Annotated in this window: 21 protein-coding genes; 6 read left to right on the top strand and 15 right to left on the bottom strand. The window is 54.8% G+C overall.

The window, feature by feature from the left end; all coding sequences use genetic code 11:
* Nucleotides 1–40 precede the first annotated feature (40 nt).
* Entirely contained in the window at nt 41–2203 is a 2163-nt protein-coding gene (locus F8A88_RS13875) for a RelA/SpoT family protein (RefSeq protein ID WP_151151773.1), read from the bottom strand.
* 14 nt (nt 2204–2217) lie between these two features.
* Nucleotides 2218–3858, bottom strand: coding sequence for a peptide-binding protein (locus tag F8A88_RS13870; protein ID WP_151151772.1), 1641 nt, complete (start codon nt 3856–3858; stop codon nt 2218–2220).
* Nucleotides 3859–4047: 189 nt separating this feature from the next.
* Between F8A88_RS13870 and F8A88_RS13865 the strand changes: the two genes are divergently transcribed.
* The 3 genes from F8A88_RS13865 (at nt 4048) to F8A88_RS13855 (ending at nt 10356) form a co-directional block, all read left to right on the top strand.
* Nucleotides 4048–7257: a DEAD/DEAH box helicase gene (locus F8A88_RS13865; protein WP_151151771.1), complete on the top strand. Its 3210-nt coding sequence runs from the start codon at nt 4048–4050 to the stop codon at nt 7255–7257.
* On the top strand, nt 7258–8163 hold the full coding sequence (locus F8A88_RS13860; protein ID WP_241667466.1) for a hypothetical protein: 906 nt from the start codon (nt 7258–7260) through the stop codon (nt 8161–8163).
* Nucleotides 8164–8232: 69 nt separating this feature from the next.
* Nucleotides 8233–10356, top strand: a complete 2124-nt coding sequence (locus tag F8A88_RS13855; RefSeq protein WP_151151770.1) for an ATP-binding protein — start codon at nt 8233–8235, stop codon at nt 10354–10356.
* Nucleotides 10357–10519: 163 nt separating this feature from the next.
* Here F8A88_RS13855 and F8A88_RS13850 read toward each other — a convergent pair whose 3' ends face one another.
* From F8A88_RS13850 to F8A88_RS13815, 8 genes are all read right to left on the bottom strand, one after another.
* Complete coding sequence (locus F8A88_RS13850; protein WP_151151769.1) at nt 10520–11059, bottom strand: single-stranded DNA-binding protein; 540 nt, start codon at nt 11057–11059, stop codon at nt 10520–10522.
* A gap of 39 nt (nt 11060–11098) precedes the next feature.
* Nucleotides 11099–11443 (bottom strand): hypothetical protein, encoded by a 345-nt coding sequence (locus F8A88_RS13845; RefSeq protein ID WP_151151768.1) that lies wholly within the window; start codon nt 11441–11443, stop codon nt 11099–11101.
* Nucleotides 11444–11448: 5 nt separating this feature from the next.
* Nucleotides 11449–12099: a biotin attachment protein gene (locus F8A88_RS13840; protein WP_151151767.1), complete on the bottom strand. Its 651-nt coding sequence runs from the start codon at nt 12097–12099 to the stop codon at nt 11449–11451.
* Nucleotides 12100–12142: 43 nt separating this feature from the next.
* Nucleotides 12143–14419, bottom strand: a complete 2277-nt coding sequence (locus F8A88_RS13835; protein WP_151151766.1) for an acetyl-CoA carboxylase carboxyl transferase subunit alpha/beta — start codon at nt 14417–14419, stop codon at nt 12143–12145.
* On the bottom strand, nt 14419–15834 hold the full coding sequence (locus tag F8A88_RS13830; protein WP_151151765.1) for a biotin carboxylase N-terminal domain-containing protein: 1416 nt from the start codon (nt 15832–15834) through the stop codon (nt 14419–14421). The genes F8A88_RS13835 and F8A88_RS13830 overlap by 1 nt, the downstream gene beginning before the upstream one ends.
* Nucleotides 15831–16226: a PilZ domain-containing protein gene (locus F8A88_RS13825; RefSeq protein WP_151151764.1), complete on the bottom strand. Its 396-nt coding sequence runs from the start codon at nt 16224–16226 to the stop codon at nt 15831–15833. Before F8A88_RS13825 ends, F8A88_RS13830 begins: the two co-directional genes overlap by 4 nt.
* Before the next feature lie 62 nt (nt 16227–16288).
* Nucleotides 16289–17029 (bottom strand): flagellar motor protein MotB, encoded by a 741-nt coding sequence (locus F8A88_RS13820; RefSeq protein WP_151151763.1) that lies wholly within the window; start codon nt 17027–17029, stop codon nt 16289–16291.
* Nucleotides 17030–17032: 3 nt separating this feature from the next.
* The gene (locus F8A88_RS13815) at nt 17033–17782 is read right to left on the bottom strand and encodes a motility protein A (RefSeq protein ID WP_151151762.1); all 750 of its coding nucleotides are present in this window, start codon (nt 17780–17782) and stop codon (nt 17033–17035) included.
* Nucleotides 17783–17858: 76 nt separating this feature from the next.
* Between F8A88_RS13815 and F8A88_RS13810 the strand changes: the two genes are divergently transcribed.
* The 3 genes from F8A88_RS13810 (at nt 17859) to F8A88_RS13800 (ending at nt 19818) form a co-directional block, all read left to right on the top strand.
* Nucleotides 17859–18689 (top strand): purine-nucleoside phosphorylase, encoded by an 831-nt coding sequence (locus F8A88_RS13810; RefSeq protein ID WP_151151761.1) that lies wholly within the window; start codon nt 17859–17861, stop codon nt 18687–18689.
* Between the two features lie 70 nt (nt 18690–18759).
* Nucleotides 18760–19389, top strand: a complete 630-nt coding sequence (locus tag F8A88_RS13805; protein ID WP_151151760.1) for a hypothetical protein — start codon at nt 18760–18762, stop codon at nt 19387–19389.
* Nucleotides 19390–19533: 144 nt separating this feature from the next.
* Nucleotides 19534–19818 (top strand): tetratricopeptide repeat protein, encoded by a 285-nt coding sequence (locus tag F8A88_RS13800; RefSeq protein WP_161598430.1) that lies wholly within the window; start codon nt 19534–19536, stop codon nt 19816–19818.
* A gap of 192 nt (nt 19819–20010) precedes the next feature.
* On the opposite strand, the gene F8A88_RS13795 is transcribed toward F8A88_RS13800, so the two are convergent.
* The 5 genes from F8A88_RS13795 to F8A88_RS13775 all read right to left on the bottom strand — a co-directional run bounded on the left by F8A88_RS13795 (nt 20011) and on the right by F8A88_RS13775 (nt 23656).
* Nucleotides 20011–20658, bottom strand: coding sequence for a 2-oxoacid:acceptor oxidoreductase family protein (locus tag F8A88_RS13795; protein WP_151151758.1), 648 nt, complete (start codon nt 20656–20658; stop codon nt 20011–20013).
* On the bottom strand, nt 20659–21498 hold the full coding sequence (locus F8A88_RS13790; protein ID WP_151151757.1) for a 2-oxoacid:ferredoxin oxidoreductase subunit beta: 840 nt from the start codon (nt 21496–21498) through the stop codon (nt 20659–20661).
* Nucleotides 21499–21500: 2 nt separating this feature from the next.
* Nucleotides 21501–22646, bottom strand: coding sequence for a 2-oxoacid:acceptor oxidoreductase subunit alpha (locus F8A88_RS13785; protein WP_151151756.1), 1146 nt, complete (start codon nt 22644–22646; stop codon nt 21501–21503).
* A 21-nt stretch (nt 22647–22667) separates the two neighbouring features.
* Entirely contained in the window at nt 22668–22898 is a 231-nt protein-coding gene (locus tag F8A88_RS13780; RefSeq protein ID WP_151151755.1) for a 4Fe-4S dicluster domain-containing protein, read from the bottom strand.
* Between the two features lie 113 nt (nt 22899–23011).
* Nucleotides 23012–23656, bottom strand: coding sequence for a precorrin-8X methylmutase (locus F8A88_RS13775; RefSeq protein ID WP_151151754.1), 645 nt, complete (start codon nt 23654–23656; stop codon nt 23012–23014).
* Between the last annotated feature and the right edge of the window lie 4 nt (nt 23657–23660).

The raw sequence follows: 23660 nt of genomic DNA, 5'->3' as shown, positions 1-23660 counted from the left end.
CACTCCTCCCGGCGGGCTTTTTTCATAGCCGAAGACTGAATCAGGAAACGCGAAGCGCCTCGTATACCGCATCCAGATTCTTGACCTTGGACAAGGCGGAATACAACTGGGCAAGGTCCTTCACCTCGACGGTGAATTCCAATTGGGAAGTGCCGTCAACCATGGACTCGAAGGTTCCGGAATCAATATTCACGTCCGCCTCGCTGAGCATGATGCATATCTTGCCGAGCATGCCCTTCCGGTTACGACACTTGATACGAATTTTGGCGGGATACGAACGCTCTTCCTCGCCCTCCCATGAAACGGGAAGCAGGCGTTCCGTCTCGAAATTCTTGACGTTGTGACAGTCCACTCTATGAATGGTAACGCCACGGCCCCGGGTAATGTAGCCGACAATGGGATCCCCGGGTAACGGGTTGCAGCAAACCGCAAACCGTACCAGCATCTTGTCCACACCGCTGATGCTCAGGCCATCGCTCTTGGCCTTGGGCTGGGCTGGCTGGGCCGCCTTTTCCGGTATTTTCTGGCGACGTTCTTCCCCGTGCAACACGGTGTACAGACGCTTGAGCACCTTTTTCGGCGTAAAATTGGAATATCCCACCTGAGCGATGAGATCGTCGGCACTGCTGCAGTTGAACTCCTGCGCCAGCTTCTGAAATTCGCCGTCCTTGAGATGCTTCTGGAAATTGATGCCGACGCGGCGCCCTTCCTTTTCCAGCAGTTCCTTGCCCAACGCAATGCTGCGCTCACGCTCCACCGTGCGGATGTGCTGCTTGATGCGGGTTCTGGCCTTGGCCGTTTTCACAAACTTGAGCCAATCCCTGCTGGGACTGCGATTCTTGTCCGTGATGATCTCGACGGAATCGCCGTTCTTCAATTCGGTATGCAGGGGAACGAGACGTCCGTTGACCTTGGCACCGGCACAATGATCACCCACTTCCGTATGAATCATATATGCGAAATCCACAGGCGTGGCCCCGTCCGGCATTTCCTTGATATCGCCGTTGGGAGTGAAGACGTATACTTCGTCCTGAAACAGGTCGAAACGCAACGAAGCCATGAACTCGCGCGGATCGTTGAGTTCCCGCTGCCAGTCCAGAATCTGGCGCAACCAGGTGAAACGTTCGGCATCACGCTGGCCGGTTGTCTTGTTCCTTTTCGCCCCCTTGCCGACTTCCTTGTATTGCCAATGTGCGGCAACACCGTATTCGGCCACCCGGTTCATTTCCTCCGTGCGAATCTGTATCTCGATGCGCTCGCCGTCCGGCCCGATGACCGTGGAGTGAAGGCTCTGGTACATGTTGGCCTTGGGAATGGAAATATAATCCTTGAATCGACCGGGAATCGGCTTCCATGCGGCGTGAATCAGCCCCAACACGGCATAACAATCCTTGACCGAGGGCACGATGACGCGAAAGGCGATCAGGTCGTAGATTTCCTCGAAACTCAGATCCTGCTGGATCATTTTTTGATGCGTGCTGTGCAGGTGCTTGGTGCGGCCGTAGACATGCCCCTTGATCTTGTTCTTGGACAACATGCCCTGAATCAGGGAAATGACCTTGTCGATATATTCCTGGCCGGCAGAACGGTGCTTTGCAACGGCCTCGCTCAACTGGCTGTATACGTCGGGCTTGAGAAAACGAAGACACATGTCCTCAAGCTCGGTCTTGATGCGGTGCAAACCAAGCCGGTTGGCAAGCGGTGCATAAATGTCCACGGTCTCCTGGGCGATCATGCGCTGCTTGATGGGCTTCATGTGATCAAGGGTGCGCATGTTGTGCAGACGGTCCGCCAATTTGACCATGAGCACACGGATATCCTCGGCCATGGCCAGTATCATCTTGCGGATATTCTCCGCCTGGGCCACGGCTTTGGATTCGAATTGCATCTTGCTGATCTTCGTGACCCCGTCAACGATGTCGGCCACGTCCGAACCGAAAAGATCTTCGATTTCATCGATGGTGGTATCCGTATCCTCCACGGTGTCATGAAGCAGGCCAGCCGCCACCGAAGCCTCGTCCAGCTGCATTACCGCCAGTTGGTAAGCCACGGACATGGGGTGGGAAATATACGGCTCCCCGGACAGGCGCACCACGCCCTCGTGGGCCTGGGCAGCAAAAATATACGCTTTCTGTATGAGCGCGAGATCAGGATTTTCAATATATCCTGAAACCTTGTCGGTTATGTCAGTAATTCGAATCATTCAGCGCCAGTCTTTTATTGTTGCATTTGCATTTTTTTGGGAATCCACCACTTGGTGTAATTGTAACCAATACCGGCCGGAGCGGCCTTGATTCCCTGTACACGGGCATTCACGATGGGCAGGGAGTATGGAATGTAAAGAAACACGTACGGCTGGTCTTCGAACAGGATTTCCTGAACGCGGTCATATATCTTTTTCCGATCAGCCTTATTCACAAGCCTGCGCCCGCGCTCCAGCAAGCTGTCCAATTCGTCATTTGCATAGCTGATAAAATTCAATCCGTCGGGAATGACCTTGGACGAATGCCACACGTCGTAGAGATCAGGGTCCTGTAAAATATTCCAACTCAAAATCACGGCGTCGAACCGCCCCTTGTCCACGAACTCGTGCAAGAATGCCGCCCACTCGACAATACGAATATCCACACGTATTCCAATGTCGCGCAGCCTCTCCTGAATGATAACTCCGGCCTTGCTTCGTTGGGAATTGCCCTGATTGGTCAAAATGGTAAAGTAGAACGGCTTGCCGTCCTTGTCCAGAAGCCCGTCCCCATCCGTATCACGCCATCCGGCCTGGGCCAGCAGCTTGCGGGCCTGTTCGGGGTGATAGCCACGGTCCCGGATATCCTCATCGAACTGCCATGTCCCGGGCTTGTACGGTCCCACCGCAGGCACGCCCATGCCCATGAGCACGCCCTTGACGATCTCCTGTTTGTCGATGGCCATATCGATGGCACGCCGAACGCGAACATCTTGAAAGAACGGATGCCTGAAGTTGAAGCCCAGATAGGTGTACCCGAACGAAAGGTACTTGAACTTCCTGTAGCGATCCCATTTGCTGCCCCGGGTCTGACGCAGGTATTGCAGGGGGGTGAGGCCCATCATATCGATGTTTCTGGCTTCAAGCTCCAGAAACTGGGTGGAAAGATCGGGAATCTCCCGGTAGATGATCCGTTCAATATACGGCCTGCCCTGAAAAAAATCATCATTGGCTTCCAACACGAGTCGCCGTCCCGGAATCCATTCCTTGAGCTTGTAGGGACCTGCTCCGAGCGGTTCGCGGCTGTACCGCGTATTGGACAGGTCCTCCCCGGCCAGAGCATGTTCGGGCAGGATGTCATGGGCCCAGGTCACAAGGCCTCGCGCAAAAGGCTGGTCGTAAAAGACCTCAAAGGAATACGGCCCGGTCAGACGAAATTCGCTGATGGCCTTCCAGTCCGCGGCATAGGCCGTAGGCGTTTTGGGATCAATCATCAGCCGATAAGTGAACTCCACATCTCTGGCCGTGAGCGGCTCGCCGTCAAACCAGCGAATATCCTTGCGCAGGACGAACTTCAGATGTTTGCCGCCGTCCAGAACCTCAAACGATTTCGCAGCATAGGGAACAAGGTTGATGTTCTTGTCGTACTTGAGCGCAGACACGTAAATCTTGGATTGCACCTCGGAAGACCCCGCGTCCGTCGACAAGCCGGGAATAAGACGGGTAAAGCCGCCGAGCGATGCTTCGATGATACGTCCGCCGTATTCGGGAATTCCGACAATCGGTTCGGTTGCGGCATGCGCATCAGAGTCGTCCTGACCCTGGTCGGCAGATTCGGAACAGCCCCCGAAGGCCAATGACATTATAAACAGCAGAACAACCAAGGCTACTTTCATTTTTTCTTGCCAAAAGTGGGTATTTGGATCATATACAATTAGTTCTTGGGGGGCGCATGCCAACACGTGTTTCTTCACGCCCTGTTCCGTGCCGCAGTCCCAAGTATTACATAGATTTTCCGCCCCCGCCATAGCCCTGAACCAGGCCACCTTGGTGCGGATTTGATGATACAAGGAGCTCACTACAACATGACGAACGGCGAAGAAGCGGTTGTCAAAAAAATACTTCAGGACTTTGTCAACGATACCATCCCCGACTACATTCTGGAAATGGGGCAAAATATCGTTGCCATGGGTAACGTTCGCAAAATGGACCTGAAAAAACGCGAACAGTACTGGGACATCGAAGGGCAGGTCGAGGGCGACGACTTTCAGAACTACGCCTCGGAAGTTGGTATAAACCTCGGCGACAACACAATAAACTACTACTGCAACTGCCCGGATTCCTTTTCCGGCGTATGCCGCCACATTGCAGCCACGGCCGTCAAGCTACTCAAATCCCTTGACGACGACTCCGGAGAATCGGTTCCCACCCCACGCACGGACTGGCACCAGACCTTTCGCCCCTTTTTCGCCACGGAACTGGAACCCGAAGCAGGCAAGCACTACCTGATCTACCGGCTCTACCCTGAACCGGGACGCCTGCAGGTAGCTTTTTTCCGCGCACGCCAGAACAAGTCCGGCATTTCGCAGGTGCAAAACGAGGTCACCCTGCATCAGATCACGGAAAACCCGGACTGGTGCGAAACGTCCCCTTCCCTGCCGCGCGTGGCGGAAATGATCGGCTACTACCTCGATTATTGGGGGCACCGCGTGGAAATACCGGCTGGTCTCCATTCCTGGTTTTTTCGGGCCATCAAAAACGAATACTATCTCTACCTGCGAGAAACCGACCAGCCCGTGCGCGTGGAAAACAAAACCATGCAGCTCAAACTCTCGCCGCATCTTTCGGAAGACGGCCTGAATTTCGATATCATGCTGGCCCGCGAAGACAAACTGCCGTTCCCCATCACAGCCGAAGACGAAGTTTTCTTTTACGGCAGGCTCCCGCTCTGGGTATACCGCAAGCAGGGATTCTATCCGGTGCAGACAGGTCTTGATCCGCAGCTCATTCAGGAGATGGTGGAGCAGCAGCCCATCATCCCCCACTCGGACATCTCCGAGTTTCTCGACCGTGTCTGGACCAAGATTCCGCAATCCGACCTCCATGGACAGGAAGATTTCATCGAGCGTGTCGGTCCCATCTTCCAGTCGGCCAAATACAACCCCAAGCTGTATCTGGACGAGGAAGGCAGCCTGCTGACCCTCAAGGTTCAGAACATCTATGAAAACGAACACGGCGAATTCTCGCTGCCAGGCCCCAACCCGGACCTGCAGACCGGAAGCTACCACTATGAAGGCAAAAGTTTCCTGATCCTGCGCGAACAGCAGGAAGAAGCCATGTTGCTCGCCGAGTTGGCAGACATGGGATTCCAGCCCCGGAGCAACCATATCTGGTTCATGGAACAGGAAGAAGCCATCAATTTCCTGTTGGACTACTACCCCATGCTGGTCGAGGCTTACCGAGTGTTCGGCGAAAAGAACCTGACCCGCTACAAGGTCCGAAACTCCAAGCCGGAAATCGTCGCCGAAGTGGAATCGGACGAGGAAAACAAGTGGTTCACCCTTGATCTGGCCGTTGAATACGAAGACCAGCGCGTTCCCATCGACAAGATATGGAAGGCCTGGACCAGCGGCAAACGCTACGTGCAGCTCAAGGACGGCTCCTATACCAGCCTACCGGAAAGCTGGCTCAAACGCATCGGTTACAAGCTCAAGGCGCTGGGCTATGACCCGGACAAGCCGCCGCAACAGACCTTCCAGCAATTCGAAGCTCCGGTTCTGGACAAGATTCTGGATGATATTCCGCACGCCCAGACCGATGAATTCTTCGTACAGTTGCGCGAGAAAATACATAATTTCCAGGAAATTCAGGAAATCGCCCCCCCCAAGGACCTCAACGCCACACTCCGGCCCTATCAGGTTCAGGGACTCAGTTACCTCAACTTTCTGCGTGAATACGGGTTCGGCGGCATCCTTGCCGATGAAATGGGACTGGGAAAAACCATCCAGACCCTGTCGTTCATCCAGTCGCTCAAAGAGCGCAACATGCAGTACCCGAACCTGATCATCGTGCCGACGTCGGTTTTGCCCAACTGGGAACGGGAAGCCCAGAAATTCGTTCCCGACCTCAAACGCCTGACCATTTACGGTGCCAAGCGCGAAGACCTGTTCCAGCACATCAAGGATTCGGACCTGATCATCACCACCTACGCCCTCCTCAGGCGCGATCTGGATGAATTACTGAAATACAGGTATGGCAGCATCATCCTTGATGAGGCCCAGAACATCAAAAACCCGAACACCATCACGGCCCGCTCGGTCCGCAAGCTGGATTCGGACATGAAGCTCTGTCTTTCGGGCACGCCCATTGAAAACAACCTTTTCGAACTCTGGTCCCTGTTCGAATTCCTCATGCCCGGCTTTCTGGGATCACAGCACTCGTTTCAACGCGGCATCGTCAAACCCATCAAGGACGGAGACGAGGAAACCCTCGACTTCCTGCGTTCGCGGGTCAAACCGTTTATCCTACGCCGTACCAAGGCCGAAGTTGCCAAGGACCTGCCGCCCAAGATCGAAACAACCCACTATTGCGAACTCATCGACGAGCAGCGCGAACTCTATACCGCCCTTGCCAAGCGACTCAAAGATCAAGTGCTCAAGGATGTAGACGAAAAAGGACTGGCCAAAAGCCAGATGTCCATTCTGGACGCCCTGCTCAAGTTGCGCCAGATATGTTGCCATCCGCGACTGCTCAAGCTGGACATCCCGGGGGTCGAAACCAACCTTCCTTCGGGCAAGTTCGATGCGTTCAAGGATCTGGTGACCGACATCATCGAAGGCGGGCACAAGGTGCTCGTTTTTTCGCAGTTCGTATCCATGCTCAAAATCATTCGTTCATGGGCACAGATAAAAGACATGCCTTTCTGCTATCTTGACGGCTCGTCCAAGGACCGTTTTGAGCAGGTAGACCGCTTCAACGATTCGCCGGATATCCCCATGTTCCTCATCTCGCTCAAGGCAGGCGGAACCGGCCTCAACCTGACTTCAGCCGACTACGTCATCCATTACGATCCGTGGTGGAACCCGGCAGTGGAAAATCAGGCAACAGACCGGACCCACCGCATCGGACAAAAACGGCAGGTTTTTGCCTACAAAATGATCTGCCAAAACACCGTGGAAGAAAAAATCCTCAAACTTCAGGAACAGAAAAAAGACGTTGCCGAAGCAATCATCCCCGGTCAGTCGGCGCTCAAGAGTCTGACGCGCGATGATCTGGAGATGCTCTTTGAGGTATAAATGACACGGCCGACATGCCAGCATGACGGAAAATGCGGCCCCATGTACGCCATGTACAGGGGGGCCACATACCTGTTCGATCCATTGCACCACTGGTGGGAAAGCGATGCCACGCAACGCAAGGTCGCGGGCATGCTGGTGCTTTTTTTCCTCGGAGCCATGGCGACTATCGAAATGAACCGCCAGGGCCTGCTGCCTTCACAACTGGCCGCCATGACGCCCACAAGCCACTATATGGCCATCAACCTTGCATTCACTCTGGTGCTTGTGCTGGAGGTCGTAAGCCTCATATTCACCCTGCCCTGCTCCATATCCAAGGCCGTGGGCAAACAGTTCGAGATACTTGCCCTGATCATGGTGCGCAGCTCGTTCAAGGAACTCGTGAATTTCCCGGAGCCCATCCGGATCACGGGTCAGGAACAGGCGCTCTTCCACATCGTTTCCGACGGCACGGCAGCACTGATCATCTTTGCCTTGCTGGGCCTGTATATGCGCATCCGGCGCGATGCTGACGAAGAAAACACCAAGGGACTGATACTGTTCAAATTCGTGGCCGCCAAAAAAATAGTGGCGCTGCTTTTGTTGGTTGCCTTCTTCGGCATGGGCGCCTTGAGCATATGGCAGACCCTCAATGGACACCATGACTTCGATTTCTTTCAGGCCTTTTATACCATCCTCATTTTCAGCGACATCCTGCTTGTGCTCATAGCTCAACGCTATCTCCCCGCATTCAATGCAGTATTCCGCAACTCAGGCTTTGCCTTGGCCACGCTTCTCATCCGCCTGGCTCTGACCGCACCACCGTACTACAATGCAGCCCTCGGCATTGGAGCCGCCCTGTTCGCCGTGCTGCTGGCATGGACGTACAACTGTTTCTTCACCCCCTCTTCACGAAAAAACAGTTAATAATATACACCTCCTCCCGGGTGGCTATCCTTGCTTCATTCCCGCACTACCGACAAGGCATAGAAATACATGGCACAACGCAAAAACACGGCAACAGACAAGGCTGCAGCAGAAATGGAAAGGCAACGCCTTTTCACCATACTCAACAGTCTGGACGCCGTGGTTTATGCCGCCGACATCCATACCCACGAAATCCTTTTCCTGAACACCAAGGCACTGGACGACATTGACGGCGACCAGAGCATCATTGGCCGCAAATGCTGGACCGTCATGCAAAAAGAACAAACCGGTCCATGCCCATTCTGCACCAACGACAAGCTGCTCGACGAAAATGGTGAACCCAACGGGGTGCATACATGGGAATTCCAGAACACGGGAAACCAGCGGTGGTACCTCATAAGGGACCGCGCAATATACTGGCCGGACGGTCGGCTGGCCAGACTGGAAATCGCCACGGACATCACCGAACGCAAACAAAGCGAAAACGCCATCCGCCATCGCGAGGCCATCCTCCGGGCCGTGAGTTGGGCTTCCGAACGTTTCCTTGAAGGCAGCGACCTGCATAGACACACGGCAACTCTGCTCCAAAAGCTGGGCAAAGGAACCGATGTGAGCCGTGTATACATTTTCAAAAACTCCACGGCTCCGGACGGGACCACGCTCATGAACTACAGACATGAATGGGTTGCCTCGGACACCAAAAGCGAAATCGACAACGAATCCCTGCAAGCGGTCAGCTACGAAAAAGCTGGCGCCGCACGCTGGAAGCAAGCGTTCCTCAACCACGAATACATCGCCGGGCATGTACAGGACATGCCCGAAAAAGAGCGGCACGCCCTCGGCTCGCAGGGCATCAAGTCCATTGTGGCCTTTCCCATTTACGCAGGAAATCTCTGGTGGGGGTTTATCGGCTTTGACGAATGTCGAAAAGAACGCCAGTGGACGCACGCGGAACTGGACGCACTGCAAGCCGCCGCTTCCATCATCGGTGCAGGGCTGCTCAAAAACAAGACAGAGCAGGAACTGCGACACACAAAGAACATTGCCGAGCAGGCCAACAACGTCAAATCGCAATTTCTGGCCAACATGAGCCATGAAATCCGCACGCCGCTCAACGGCGTTCTTTCCATGCTGCAACTGCTGGACTGCTCCGAGCCCCGTGCCGATCAACGGGAGTACATCCGTAACGCGCTCAGTGCAGGACGCAGCCTGTTGCAAATCATCAACGACATTCTCGATCTTTCGAAAATCGAAGCCGGGCACATGGAAATCGACACGCACAACTTCCATCTCCCTTCAATGCTCGCCTCGACAACAGCCCTTTTCAACGAACAGCTCGCCGGGGCCGATGTGCAACTGAGCTGGAACATGAATGTGGGCGTCCCGGAATGGATCGTGGGAGACGAGGGAAAAATTCGCCAGATACTCTACAACCTCGTTGGCAATGCCGTTAAATTCACTCGCAAGGGACATGTGACCATTGAAGTATTACCAGTTCGACCATTGGGGGACACGCCCAAGGAAGGCTTGCGTTTCAAGATAACCGACACGGGGATCGGCATTCCGGAGCATGTGCAGCAATCCATCTTTGAGCCGTTCACACAGGGTATCCAGCCAACAGAGCAACGCATGGCCGGCACAGGCCTTGGCCTGAATATCGTGAAACGGCTGATAGCCCTACTGGACGGCACGATATCCCTTGAAAGCTCTCCGGGAAAAGGCACAACAGTCACCTTTGTCATTGCTGTAGAACCGGGCAGCAAGACAATCCAGACACTTCGGGTCAGCCCCGGCAATCAGGGCTCACACCATTTTTCCGTCCTGCTGGCCGACGACAATGCCATCAACCGACTGTCGTCCGGAAAATTCCTTGAAAAGGCAGGGCATACGGTAACCGCAGTACAGGACGGGTACGAAGTGCTCGAACAACTGGCCGCCAACCATTTTGACTGCGTGGTCATGGACATCCAGATGCCGTCCATGAACGGATTGGACACGACACGCGCCATTCGCAACGGAACCAACGGCATAGACCCGGACATTCCGGTAGTGGCGCTGACGGCCCACGCCATGCGTGGCGACAGGGAAAAAATACTTGAATGCGGCGCCGACGATTACCTGGCAAAACCGGTGGACATGGATTCACTGGTCATGGCCGTGGAAAATGTGGTCCGCTCCCGGCGGGGGCAATAAAGCAGCTGCCCCGGCAGGCTCCAACAGGCACTCTCCACCACAAAACAGAATGGCAAAAAAAGAGGATGGCGAACCATCCTCTCTACTCATCGTAAGTCTTGCCAGTTAAGGATTAAAGGCTCATTACCATCTCTCCAACTGGACAGTCACTACACACAACTCATCAGAACGGCACGTCGTCCATGCCGCTGGCTTCGGACGGGAATGCCGGACCAAGATCCTCTTCCTGCTGCTGCGGCTGTCCATTCTGTTGCGGCTGACCACCCTGCTGTGGCTGGCCACCCTGTTGCTGGTAGCCGCCTTGTTGCTGCTGGTAGCCACCCTGTTGCTGCTGGTAGCCGCCCTGCTGCGCTCCGGCTCCATCAGGGGCACGGTCCAAGCCCTGCACGCGGTCGGCCACGATTTCCGTGGTGTAACGATCCTGGCCATTCTGGTCCTGCCATTTCCTGGTCTGCAACTTGCCCTCGACCAGAATCAGACGTCCCTTGCCCATGTAGTTGCCGACAAACTCCGCAGTCTGCCGCCATGCCACGACACGGTGCCATTCGGTGCGTTCCACGCGCTGACCCGTATTCTTGTCGCGATATCCTTCATCAGTGGCCACGCTGAAATTCGTAACCGCCTGTCCGGAACCGGTGTAGGAAAGCTTGGGATCCTGTCCGATTCTTCCAACCAAAATGACCTTGTTCATACTTCCAGCCATATCGTTTCCTCCTGCGCGAATAACAAACCGCTTGTGCGATCAGAATCCCTTCGCGATAGTTTCCATTTCATCAAGCGCATCCTCGAGCTGATAGCTCAAGCTGTCCGCCTCTGCGGCATTCCTTGCAGCAAGGGCAGATTCCATGCGCCGCCGAAGCGATTCGCCCTCCCGGGCCTTTTCTCCCAACGCTTCAGCCTGCTTTTTGTCGATAAGTCCTGCGACGACGGCAGTATACGCGGCCTGCGCCAATTCCGCAGCACCGCGAACCGGGTTCATGAATTCTCCCCGGGTCCAAACGAGCTTATCCAGTACGGGCCATTCCCGTTCCACGTCCTTCTCATCGGGCGTGGAGGCACTTACTCGTATCTGGATTATTCTGCCCATGTCGATTACTCGTCCTCTTCCCACTCACTCTGAACGCGGGCTACCACATCCTGAATGGCGGAGAGCTGATCTTCGGGACAAACGCCGATAAGGGGTTCACCTTCATCAACATTGTCTCCGCGATGAAAATACACGGAATAAATAAGTCCTTCCGGCCCGCTATAGGCCAAAGGCGTTTCCCGCTTCATGCGGGAAACAATCAGCATATCCATACCATCGGCAACCTTGACCGAACGTTTTCCCGAAACCTTGAGCTTCTGATCAACTTCGGGAATGAAGTAATACTTGGCCCGTTCGGGTGCCCGAAACAAGAACAGCGCCTTTTTGAGGATCAGTTCGATAACTTCCTTGCGCGTAAGGAAATGCCGAAATGTCAACAATTCCTCGCCAGCCTCCACAAACGAACCCTCAAGTTCATTGCGCACATTGACGATTTCGCCTTTTTCCGGTGCGCAAATCGGCTTCTTGTTCTTCTCCCGAGTGAGATGGGCCAACAAGGTTCCGGGCTTCTCGCCCCAGGTTCCGGAACAGCCGCGAACCGTATCACCGGGTTTTATCCCGGCAAATTCGACCGTGCCGGTATGCGGCGCACGAACAATGATTTCCTTGTACGGATTTGATTTTATATCTTCAAGTAATTCCTTGATGTTAAGCAATGATATTCCCCTGATGCGTTATTGTAAGAATGCCGTTGGACAGTTAGCGATAATAGAGGTTTCGACCACCAACGGTCAAGAGTGCGCGGTGCAGGTTTTTTCTGACCTCACGCCTGTCCCATATACCGTGAATATGTCCGCGCGAAAGAGCTTGATATGCCTTATGATAATTGGGCGGCACAGCCATTCCCGTAGTTTCCTCGATCACGCCGGGACCGGCAAAACCAATGTTGGAGGAACGTACGGCAAACTGATACGGCGAACAACCGAGAAAACTGGCCACTGGCCCGGCGTAGGAATTGGTGTCATACACCACGAGATACAGCCCCCCGGCATCAATGTAACGGCGAACCGCCAATGTGCATCGGGGCATCTGAATCACACCGTTCACGCCTTCCTGTATACGAATTCCAGCGGTTCCATGGACATAGGCAATAAACGGAAAATGCTTCTTGCGTGCCCGTTCAGCTGCCAGGATGAATTTTTCACCTTCGGCCGCCCCCACGGTTCCGCCGCGAAACGGCGCAATCAGGCTGGCAACCACCACCTGCACATCATCAATGGCGGTCTCGAAAGTAACGCAGGCACTCTTGCGCCCGGTTCGCTTTCTGGCCTGCTCGACCTTAACGTCAAAACCTTCATAATTCAGCGGGTTGCCGCTTTCAATGTCGGCGTTAAATTCCTGGGCCTCGGCATAATTGAAAACATTGTAAAAATACCATTCGTATTCCATGGGAAAATGATGGCCGCAGCTTGGACACACACCCGCAAACTCGGAAAAAAGATCCGGTGCCCAAAGGTCGGGGCAGCCATGGGATCGGGCATTGGGACAGGAAACAGCCCTATCTTCCCGGGCCCGGTCGCTCACCCATACCCATGAATCATCGTTTATGCAGGCCCCTTCTTCCGGGCACGAAAGCCGGGTCAGCGCTTCCCGTGCCTTTTGCTGGGCAACCTCGCGGGGTTGCCTGTTCCCGCTGAAACGAACAATGGCCTTCCGGGCAGGCCGCACCACTCGTTCGCTGATCAAAAAGGCCTCGGCGCTCACCTCTTCGGCCAAGTCCTGCACACGCTTGCGCATGGTCTTGGCAAGTCCGTAACTCACAAAGGAATGCAGGGACCAGCACAGCGGCTCAATTCCGGACCGAATCCTGTCCGCAAAAGAACGGTTGTCCCGGTATGCGTGGTGACTCATGTCACGGAATCGTTGGTATCGCTTGCACAAAAGCCTTTCACGGGCCGCGTTGCTCAGGTCCCAGCGAACATAGATACTTTCCGGATCAAGGGAGGCCTTGCGGCGAGTCCGGCTACTCAGAGCCATGGCCCGAAAAAGTTTCATGGACTTCACGCCGGATACGACCTCGTTGGTGGCCTGAATGACCTCGCTCCGCAAGGTCTTGAAAAAATCAAAATGCCCGGGACGCGCTCCAAGCGGCGGCTCCTGCACCACTCGGTCCACATAACCGTTCTGCACGTTGTCCCGTGCGGTTATGGCCAGTTGCCGGGCACACTTGTCCACCAGTTTCGGGTCTGCCCGTTTTCCGCCGCGCAGCCGTCCCTCAATAGCAGCAGCCCCTTCCGGGGAAATAACCGAATAATAGCCGTGTGAAAGCATGATTCGACGGTCGGCCAGCCCCACGGCCTCGGCACCGCCCGAGCCGCCTTCGGAAAACACGGCCACCACCGGAACGCGCAAAGCGCTCATTTCATAAAGATTGCGGGCAATCTGCTGGGCCGCACCGGGGTAATCCTCCACAGGATAGGAACCGGGCGTAAACACATAGGTATGGATGGGAATGTTTTCGGTCTCAGCGACCTTCATGTAATGCAGGGCCTTGGCGTTACCCCAGGGCTTGACTGACCCGCCGTTGCGAAACTCCTCGCCGTGCCCCTTTTCCTGACCAATGACCATGACCGGCTGATTCACGACCTTGCGGCCGACACGCCGGGAAATGATGGCCCGGGCAATCAGCATGCTCGGATCAATGTTGTACTCCCCCTGCCCGCCAATCTCGCTGTAATTATCGTAAACGTTTTCCAGAATATCCTTGAGGCAGATCCGCTGGGGATGCCGGACAATGCGCACCCGGTCCATGGGGGTCAGCTCTTTTTCCAATTTTTGTTCGGAAAAAGCCAACAACTCCTCCATACGCCGAAACTCGCGTTGGGCATCGGAACGGGCAAGACCGGGGACACGCTCAAAAAATTCCTCGGCACGCGCCTTGATTACCCGCACCGTATCATTGCCCTGAGGGCCGAAAACGTCCTCTATGTAGGTCAACCTGTTGCGAAGGGCCACAAGCCGCTTTTCCCTGTCCATCAAAACTCCAGAAGCCCTTGTGTCCGTTCACGCAGAAATGCCACATTGGAATGAAAGCCACCACCGGATGCCTTGCCTTCCAAAACCAGCGAATCCAGGAACAAATTGCCGCGCTCGCGTGCCTGTTCAAGACTTTCTCCCCAGACTATCGCCAACGCAAGGTTGGGATCATACTCCATGGGAATTTCATAAGCCTGCTCGCGAGGCACCTGCGTGTGCACTTCCAGCCATGGAGCATCCTGCCACGAGAAGCGGCTGACTTGGCCACCGCAGGGTGCAAATTCCTTTTCCGGATCTTCCGCCACAAGACGGTACTCTATGCCCACGCCGCAAAGCCAGACATCGGACTGGCCGTACCCCATGGGGTCCCCAAGGGCCAGCCGAATCTGTTCCGAAATGATATTCACGGGGTCCTGTCCGTCAATACGGGCAATGGCCGCCGACACACCGTTTTCGACCTGAATACGGGTATTGACCTCCATGAGAAACGGCTCACCCCGGGGTGTCACGATCCACTCCCACGTACCAACATTGTCGTAACCGACCTCCCCGGCCATGGCCAGAGAGTGATGGGTTATCTCCTCAAGCACCCGTTCGGCGTCAAAGGCATATGGTATTTCCGCCGGGGCAAACCCCGGAGCCACTTCAATGCGTTTCTGCTTGCCGGAACTCTGGACCGAACAGTTGCGCGTGCCGAAGTGCACGTGCCGCTGGCCGCCTCGTTCTGAAACTATCTGCACTTCAAGATGGTTGAAATCAAAAACACGCTGCTCGATGAGCACGCCTTCGTCATTGAAATTCCGCTTGGCATAGTTGCGCACACGACGAAAAACGGATCGAAACTGGTCGGGATCCTGCACTTCCTCGATGCCCATACCGCCGCCGCCGGCGGAAGCCTTTACCAGCACCATGCCGCCGCGAATCCCTTGCGACTTCTGAAACTCGAACAAATTGCCTGCAATGGACTCGGCTTCCATCTCGTCGTAAATGGGCCGGTCCGAACCGGGAATAGTCGGCACGCCAAGGGTCCGGGCGATGCGTTTGGTGTTAATCTTGTCGCCAAGGTCCCGAATAATCCACCAGGACGGCCCAATAAAACACATGGCCCTGTCTCGCCGCACGACGCGCCGGGCAAAGCGATAATCCTCGGCAAAAAAACCATACCCCGGATGAACGGCCGTGGCGCGGGCCTGATCGGCTACGGAAAAGATTTCGTTGGCATCCAGATAGGAAGACACCCGATACACACACCGGTCCCCGCCGAGCTCCCGAGCAAGGGCCACGTGTCCGGAAAACTCGTCCACATCAGTGTACAAGCACACAAAATCGTGGCCGAGTTCACAGCATGCGCGCATGATGCGCATGGCGATCTCGCCACGATTCGCTACAAGAATGGTATGACGTTCGCTCACTATTCAGCCTGATCGTCTTCCTGTTCGCGCTTTGCCTTCTTGTAGGCAATCAACCGTTTTTGCACTTCCAATACCAACTTATCGAGCTTGATCTGCTTTCTGCGGTCCAGCTCCTGAAAATTGAATCCGACCAACCCGTTGTTCAGGACGCGCATGGCCTTCACCTTCAGTTCATCAAGAAAAACCTTATCCTTGATTTTAAGCAGCACTTCATACTGGCGACCTTCAACAAACCGCTTCTGGTCATCAACAATGGCAAACCCGGTTGCGCTCAGGTCCTTGACCGGACAGCTGGCCTCAGGACTCTCAAAACAGGCAAGAAAACCGGGTACCCGGGTACGATAGGCCTGACGCATCCGTTCATCATCGCTGGGAATGCTTATCTTGAAGTCCATTTGCTCCCCCAAAGTCCTCATGAAAAACAACCTCCCCGAAACGCCATCCGGGGAAAAAACATCTACTTGCCAGTAACACGTTTTTCAAGAACAAACTCGACTCGCCTGTTCTTGGCCCGGAACTCATCAGAAGTGTTGGGAAACAGCGGATTGATGTCGGCCAGTCCCGTGGCGGTCAGCCGATTCGACTTGATGCCCATCTTCAACAAATCACGCAGGACATTGACCGCACGCATGGCCGAAATCTCCCAGTTGTCCTTGAACCGGCCTTGCCCACTGGGCTGGGTATCGTCCGTATAACCAATAATCTTGATCTGTTGGTCCGGATGCTGAATGAAAAAATTACGCAAAACGAGAATGACCCGCCTTCCCTCTTCTGTCAACCGGACCTTGCCAGGCCGGAAAAGCACGTCTCCCGGCACACGCAGGGTTATGACGCCATCTTCAAAGTTGGCGCTCACCAATCCCTCTACGCCCTTCTTGGACTGCAAGGTCTTGACCTCGGCAAACACCTTCCGTTGCGACTCCACGATCTGCCGCCGCATGAGGGCCTGATCGATCAAGACACCGGCCTCGTCACGGCTTATGCGGCTGGTGGACAATTTTTGCATCTTGCCGGAAAGGGCCTGAGTCACCGATGAAAACGTCTTGGAAAATTTTTCCGTATCCAGCGTGGACATGGAATACAACAACACAAAAAACACCAGCAACAGCATGGAAAGATCCGCAAACGTGGTCATCCATTCATTGCTGTTTTCATCCTCATCCGGCGGAGGCCGAAACAAGCTTCGATCATCATCCATGGCCTATTCTCCCCGCTCCGAAGGCGAAAGGAATGACGACAACTTTTCGTACACCAATCTCGGGTTGTTGTTCTCGAGTATGGACTTTGCGCCTTCAAAAATAATTTCGAGATTCAGCTGCTCCTGGAGGGTTCGAGCCTTGAGCTTGGCCGCTATGGGAATGAATATGAGCGTTGCCATGGCCGAACCGTAAAACGTCGTGAGCAGGGCCACGGCCATGGCCGGACCGATGGCCTTGGGGTCGTCCAGACGGGTGAGCATCTGGACCAGACCGATAAGAGTACCCATCATCCCGAACGAAGGGGCCAGGGCGGCAAGGCGCTTGAAAACGTCCTGCGCCACCTGATGTCTGCGGCGCAGCCCGTTGATTTCAATGGCCAGCGTAGCATGGATCAACTGCGAATCCGCGTTGTCCGCAATAAGCTGGCAGGATTTCTTGAGCACCATGTTCTCGGTCTGCACGTTTTCCAGAGCCAGCAAACCCTCCCGGCGACTGATCTCCGCCACCTTGACCATGATATTGACCACGTCGCGGGCTTTGGTCTTGCGTTGCTGGAACATCTTGAAAGCAGCGACAAAGGCCTGTATGACCTCTTCAAATGGAAAAGCGACCATAATGGCCGCCAAAGTTCCGCCAATGACGATCATCATGCCGGGCACGTTGATAAAGACATCAACCGCGCCACCGAGTATGATCGCGCCGATAACGAGCGAAAGGCCGACAACCAAGCCAAGTAATGTCGCAATATCCATAAATAACAATCCCTTCGGATGATTCCTGATAGCATTTGCCAGCCTTCAAAAGGAAAGCCGACCAAAGGAGTATCCATTGAATTACATCGAATCAGTACAACATGCTGCGTCTTATATACAGGAAAAGTTAGACAAAATTCAAGCAGGAACCATAGCCATCGTTACCGGGAGCGGACTCGGGGGGCTTGTGGACGGCATTGCCGCCCCCGAAAAACTGCCTTATACGCAGATTCCCGGCTTTCCGGTCTCCACGGTACAAGGCCATGCAGGAACCCTTGTGCAAGGCCACATCGAGGGCACACCGGTCATTGCCATGGACGGACGCGTTCACCTGTACGAAGGCTTTTCGCCCCGCGAAGTCACCTTTGGCGTGCGGGCGCTCCACGAGGCCGGGGTGCGCACCATCATCCTGACCAATGCGGCCGGAGCGCTCAACCCAGGCTTTGAAGTGGGAACGCCCATGCTTATCAGCGACCACATCAATTTCATGGTGGGCATGAACCCGTTGCGCGGCACAAATAACGATGCGTGGGGACCAAGATTCCCGGACATGAGTTGCGTGTATGACGTCAAACTCAGAACCCTGGCCATGCAATGTGCCCTGAAACAGGGAATGCGCCTTGAGACAGGAACATACATGGGCGTGATGGGACCTACATTGGAAACGCCTGCAGAAACACGCATGTATCGCATCATGGGCGCGGACGCCATCGGCATGTCCACCGTACCCGAAGCCATTGCCGCCCATCACATGGGCATGCGAGTTCTCGGGCTTTCCTGCCTGACCAATAAAAATCTTCCGGACTGCATCGAAGAGGTCACGCATGAACAAGTGCTTGAGCAGGCGGCCCGCTCCTCCAAGGCCATGACGAGGCTTGTTCTGGAAATCCTAAAGAATTTGGACTGATCAGCCGATTGAATATGCAATGGAATTACCCCCGTTGCCCAGCAACGCAACGACAGCTACAGGAAATCTCATGAATGTGCGCATGTCCATGCTGATCTGTCTTTTGGCGGCCACCCTCGCTTCGGGCGGCTGTTCGGTGTTCAACTCCGCCAAGGAAGGCGTTGGCGACATGTTCGACGCCAACCCCAAATCCGGCCCCATTGCCACGGAAAACAACACCCCCATCATCGATTTGAACTGTGACGCCGCAGACAGCCTCTACTATTACACGGGCAGGGAGTCTGAGCTTCCCGAAGGCTCACCCATCTATGTGCGCAACTTCACCAACGAGGTCGACCCTGACGACACTTCACATTTCGGCCGCATAGTCGCCAATCAGGTGGCCGGGCGTCTTGCCCAGCACGAAATGCTCATCACGGACGGCCCGCCCCCGGCCCAAGGATTGGACCACAACGCGACCTCCGTTGACGGCGAACCCTTGCCGCCGGAAGAACAACCCCGCGCGGCCATGCTCATCGGCTCCTATTTCATTGGAGACACCGTCATCTACATGCACGCCAAACTTATCCGCCTCGACGACAATGCCGTGGTTTCCGGCAAAAGCTGGACCCTGCCGGTAAACGACAACACGCGTGAACTCCTGCCGCAACTCAAACGACACGGCATCGGCCTCAAGCCCTCTGTACAGGACACGTTCTGATCCCTGTCGATTCCTTTGCGAAAAAAATGAATTTGCGCGTTGACATTGATCTTGAATCTCATTATCAATATCTCAGCATTCAACATGACAAGGGGGTTGCAAATGAGACCGGCAATGGAATTGGGCATTTTGAACAGGGAAGGAATGAAGGCATTGGCCAAGGGGCAGCACGCCAACGCCCTCTTCATTCTGGAACAGGCGCTGACTCGCGCCGGTTGCTTCAAAACCAGACTCAACGAGGCAAAAGTGCGCAACAACATCGGCCTTGCCACCCTTCTGGGAGGCGATACGGAAAAAGCCAGAAAGCAGTTTGAACTGGCACTGCAGATCGTCGATGATTTTTTAGGAACGGACAATCATCTGTACAAAAGAATTGCCGGAAACCTCGGTGCCGTGTCGCCCAACAGCAAGGAGGCGAAAGCCGCATGACCAGAAACAGTCTTTCCATTTCCTCGAAATCACCGGAAAATTTCGCAAAAAAAGCCTTTTCATCGTTTATGGGATCTCGCTATCCCAACCCGGTTTCACCTCCTCCCGTTCCTGCTCCTCCGCGAGAAAAGGCTTAAAAAAAAGGCCGCCGGATCACCCCGGCGGCCTTTTCGTTTCAATTATTCGATCTTCTCATTTTTTGGCGGCGCTTCGTTTTTTTGAAGGCGCACGCTTTTCAGCACCCTTGTCTTCCACCACCATTCCTTCCCACGCCACAGGCACATCACCGAACCGTTTCTTTGCTTCCCGATTTCCCAGATTGAATGCTTTCACATTCACTGCTCGAATCTTTTCGGGCAATGTTTCCTCCATATTCCTGCGCATGATTCTGGGAATGGCAAACGGCAACAAATGACTCAACGCGCCGAGAACAATGGTGTTCATGGCTTGGGGAATGCCGATTTTGTCCTTGGCCATGGCCGTGAACGGCAGGCCCAGATACTGATTTGTCGGCGGTTGGGCGACCATGTCCGTTTCAATGATCAATACTCCGCCGGGTTTGAGATACGGATAATAGGCATTGCAGGCCTCCTGGGACAAAGCAACCAGCAAATCCAGATTTTCCGCCTTGGGAAAACTGATGCGCTGCGAACTGACCACAAGATCGCACCGGCTGGAACCGCCGCGAGCCTCGGGACCGTAGCTCTGGGTCTGGGTGACGTTGTATCCGTGGCCAAGCGACAGCCCGGCCCCCATTACCTTGCCCAACGTAAGAATCCCCTGTCCGCCGAGGCCGGAAAAACGAATTTCAAACCGTTCGAGATCAACCTGACCTTTCATTTATCCATTCCTCCCTGCCGCAAACCGGGCCTTGAGTTCATGGTAACGCTCCTCGAGGCCGGGCTCGTCCCGTTCGACAAAAACGCCGATGGGAAACTTGTCACCGCGCTTGTCTTCATCCAATGCTTCAAACCGTTCACGTTCCATGGCGTTGGATTTGAGCCAGCGGTACATTTCCACAGGATTCTTGTACTTATTCTTGCGCCCGTACTGCGTATGACACGGCGTGATGACTTCCAACATGTTGAAACCGGGACGTTCAATGGCCTTGACCATCAATTTTTCCAGCTTGTGAACATGAAAAACCGTCCCACGGGCCACGAAATTGGCGCCTGCGCCACAGGCAAGCTGCACCGTGTCAAAGCTCTCTTCCAGCTGGCCGAAGGGCGCGGTCATGGAAACGGAACCCTGCGGTGTGGCCGGAGAGCTTTGGCCGCCGGTCATGCCGTATATATTGTTGTTGAGAATGAGCGCGGTAATGCCGATATTGCGACGGGCCGCATGTATCATGTGGTTGCCGCCAATGGACAGGGCATCGCCGTCCCCCATGATGCAGATGACGTTCAGCTTGGGATTGGCCATCTTGATGCCCGTGGCAAAGGTCAATGCCCGGCCATGCGTGGTGTGCACGGTGTTGAAGTCCACGTACACGGCCAAACGGCCGGAACAGCCGATGCCCGCAACAATGACCACGTCGTCTTTGGGAAGGCCGAGCTGATGCACGCTGCGGATCAGAGAGCCAAGCACAATCCCGTGGCCGCATCCGGCACAGAGGACATGCGGGAACTTCTTGTTGTGCCGCAGATACTGATGAATGATTTCATTGCCTGTTATGTTCATGGCTACCCCTGCATGATGACCTTGAGAATTTCGGAGGGCGTGATGATCTGCCCGTCCACGCGGTTGATGGTGCGCACGGACGCACGGCCGCTGTTGACCCGTTTTACCTCGCGGGACATCTGACCCATATTCATTTCGGGCACGATGATGCTCCGGGCATTGGCAAGGGCCTTTTCCGTTGCACGGCGGGGATACGGGAACAGCGTCTTGAGCTTGAGCAGCCCGGCCTTGACCCCGGACGCCCGCGCCTGCTCGATGGCGTATTCCGCGGAACGCGCCACGCAGCCGTAGGCAATGACCACCACATCGGCATCGTCAACCATCAGTTCGTCATGCATCTGGATGTCATAAAAGAATTGGTCGATCTTGCGATGCATGCGCTCCATGAGGTCCACGACTTCGTCGGGCCGGGAAGTAGGGAATCCGTTTTCGTCGTGAGTCAGGCCCGTGACGTGAAAACGGTAGCCCGACCCGATGGGAGGCATGGGAGCCACACCCCGCACAGTCTCTTCATAGGGCTTGTACCACTCGGGCGGAATGGACGGCACGATGCGAGAGACCACCTCGTATTCATCGGGCTGGGGAATCCTGATCTTTTCACGCGTATGGGCCGTGATTTCGTCAAGCAACAGCACAACCGGTGTACGGTATTTTTCGGCCATATTGAAAGCCGTAATGGTCATTTCCAGACATTCCTGAACATCAGAGGCGGAAAGCACAATGATGGGATGGTCCCCGTGCGTGCCCCAACGGGCCTGCTGCACGTCACTCTGTGCCGGGCTGGTGGGCAAGCCGGTACTCGGTCCGCCACGCATCACGTTGACGACAACCAGCGGTGTCTCGGTCATGCAGGCATACCCGAGATTCTCCTGCATCAGGGAAAAACCGGGGCCGGACGTGGCGGTCATGGCCTTACGTCCTGCCATGGAGCCACCGACGATCGCCCCCATGGAAGCAATTTCGTCCTCAAGTTGAATGAAAACGCCATCCTCGGTCATGGGCAGGCGCTGGGCCATGATTTCCATGATTTCCGATGATGGCGTGATGGGATACCCTCCGTAAAAAGAGCAACCGGCTATCAAAGCACCCTCGACAACTGCCTCGTTGCCCAGGGCGAAAATTTCCTTGTGTTTTTTTCGTCGCGCCATGAATTTGCAATCCCCCGCTTGCTAGGAAGCTTTTTCCCTGGATTTCTTTTCAGTAACCACGATGGCAAAATCCGGACAATGCAACTCGCAAAACCCGCAATGAATGCAGTCGTCCTCGCGGGCCACGGAACATTTGCCCTGCGCATCGAATTCCAACACCTTCTTCGGGCAGAACTCGATACAGATGCCGCACCCCTTGCACCAGTCCGGATAAACCGTAACCTTGCTTTTTCCCATGCTTTTCTTAGCCATAACCTCATTCCGGCCAAAAAGTTGAACACCAATGCAACCAAACCGTTACACATGTCCCGGCCCTAGCACTCAAAAAAAGGCAAAGCAAGTACTTATGGAATATTAATGATGAATTATGTTCGGAGGATGATATCTGCCAACGCATTAATCACGCAGGCAGCCAGAGGAGAACCGCCCTTGCGGCCCTGAATGGTGATGTAGGGAATTTCCACCTGTTGCAACAGTTCCTTGGACTCGCGGGCATTGACAAAACCGACAGGCATGCCAACCACCAGAGCGGGGTCGGCACGTCCGCCGCGCATATGTTCGACCAACCGAATCAATGCGGTGGGCGCGTTGCCAATCACGTAAATGGAAGGGGCAATATCACTGACAGCCACATCCACCGCTGCAAAGGCTCTGGTTGTACCGTAAATATGAGCACGACGAGCAACGCGCTCGTCGTTCATGAGACACTGCACGGAACAGCCCAGCGGAGTCATGCGGCGCATGGGAATTCCCCTGCGCGCCATTTCCGTATCCGTGACGATTGTTGCCTGATTGCGCAGGGCCTGCAACCCCGCTTCCACGGCACCATTGCCGAAGCGCACGATGTTGAGCATATCAAAATCGGCCGTGGTATGAATCATGCGCCGCACGATCTCCCACTCGAAACCGGCATACGGGCGAGGTTCAGGCACCTCGGAATCAATGATGCGAAAGGATTCCGCCTCAATTTCACCGGGGGCGATGTTGCGGATGACAGTATCGGAAGACATGATC

Origin of the sequence: Pseudodesulfovibrio senegalensis (genome assembly GCF_008830225.1) — a bacterium.
GTDB classification, from domain to species: domain Bacteria; phylum Desulfobacterota; class Desulfovibrionia; order Desulfovibrionales; family Desulfovibrionaceae; genus Pseudodesulfovibrio; species Pseudodesulfovibrio senegalensis.
The sequence above is the reverse complement of the archived record's forward strand: the minus strand, read 5'-3'. Positions and strand labels throughout refer to the sequence as shown.

Excerpts from the sequence above, each read along its gene's own strand:
- F8A88_RS13875 (WP_151151773.1), bottom strand. The coding sequence starts at position 2,203 with ATGATTCGAATTACTGACATAACCGACAAGGTTTCAGGATATATTGAA.
- F8A88_RS13870 (WP_151151772.1), bottom strand. The coding sequence starts at position 3,858 with ATGAAAGTAGCCTTGGTTGTTCTGCTGTTTATAATGTCATTGGCCTTC.
- F8A88_RS13865 (WP_151151771.1), top strand. The coding sequence starts at position 4,048 with ATGACGAACGGCGAAGAAGCGGTTGTCAAAAAAATACTTCAGGACTTT.
- F8A88_RS13860 (WP_241667466.1), top strand. The coding sequence starts at position 7,258 with ATGACACGGCCGACATGCCAGCATGACGGAAAATGCGGCCCCATGTAC.
- F8A88_RS13855 (WP_151151770.1), top strand. The coding sequence starts at position 8,233 with ATGGCACAACGCAAAAACACGGCAACAGACAAGGCTGCAGCAGAAATG.
- F8A88_RS13850 (WP_151151769.1), bottom strand. The coding sequence starts at position 11,059 with ATGGCTGGAAGTATGAACAAGGTCATTTTGGTTGGAAGAATCGGACAG.
- F8A88_RS13845 (WP_151151768.1), bottom strand. The coding sequence starts at position 11,443 with ATGGGCAGAATAATCCAGATACGAGTAAGTGCCTCCACGCCCGATGAG.
- F8A88_RS13835 (WP_151151766.1), bottom strand. The coding sequence starts at position 14,419 with ATGGACAGGGAAAAGCGGCTTGTGGCCCTTCGCAACAGGTTGACCTAC.
- F8A88_RS13825 (WP_151151764.1), bottom strand. The coding sequence starts at position 16,226 with ATGGACTTCAAGATAAGCATTCCCAGCGATGATGAACGGATGCGTCAG.
- F8A88_RS13820 (WP_151151763.1), bottom strand. The coding sequence starts at position 17,029 with ATGGATGATGATCGAAGCTTGTTTCGGCCTCCGCCGGATGAGGATGAA.
- F8A88_RS13815 (WP_151151762.1), bottom strand. The coding sequence starts at position 17,782 with ATGGATATTGCGACATTACTTGGCTTGGTTGTCGGCCTTTCGCTCGTT.
- F8A88_RS13805 (WP_151151760.1), top strand. The coding sequence starts at position 18,760 with ATGAATGTGCGCATGTCCATGCTGATCTGTCTTTTGGCGGCCACCCTC.
- F8A88_RS13800 (WP_161598430.1), top strand. The coding sequence starts at position 19,534 with ATGAAGGCATTGGCCAAGGGGCAGCACGCCAACGCCCTCTTCATTCTG.
- F8A88_RS13795 (WP_151151758.1), bottom strand. The coding sequence starts at position 20,658 with ATGAAAGGTCAGGTTGATCTCGAACGGTTTGAAATTCGTTTTTCCGGC.
- F8A88_RS13790 (WP_151151757.1), bottom strand. The coding sequence starts at position 21,498 with ATGAACATAACAGGCAATGAAATCATTCATCAGTATCTGCGGCACAAC.
- F8A88_RS13785 (WP_151151756.1), bottom strand. The coding sequence starts at position 22,646 with ATGGCGCGACGAAAAAAACACAAGGAAATTTTCGCCCTGGGCAACGAG.
- F8A88_RS13780 (WP_151151755.1), bottom strand. The coding sequence starts at position 22,898 with ATGGCTAAGAAAAGCATGGGAAAAAGCAAGGTTACGGTTTATCCGGAC.
- F8A88_RS13775 (WP_151151754.1), bottom strand. The coding sequence starts at position 23,656 with ATGTCTTCCGATACTGTCATCCGCAACATCGCCCCCGGTGAAATTGAG.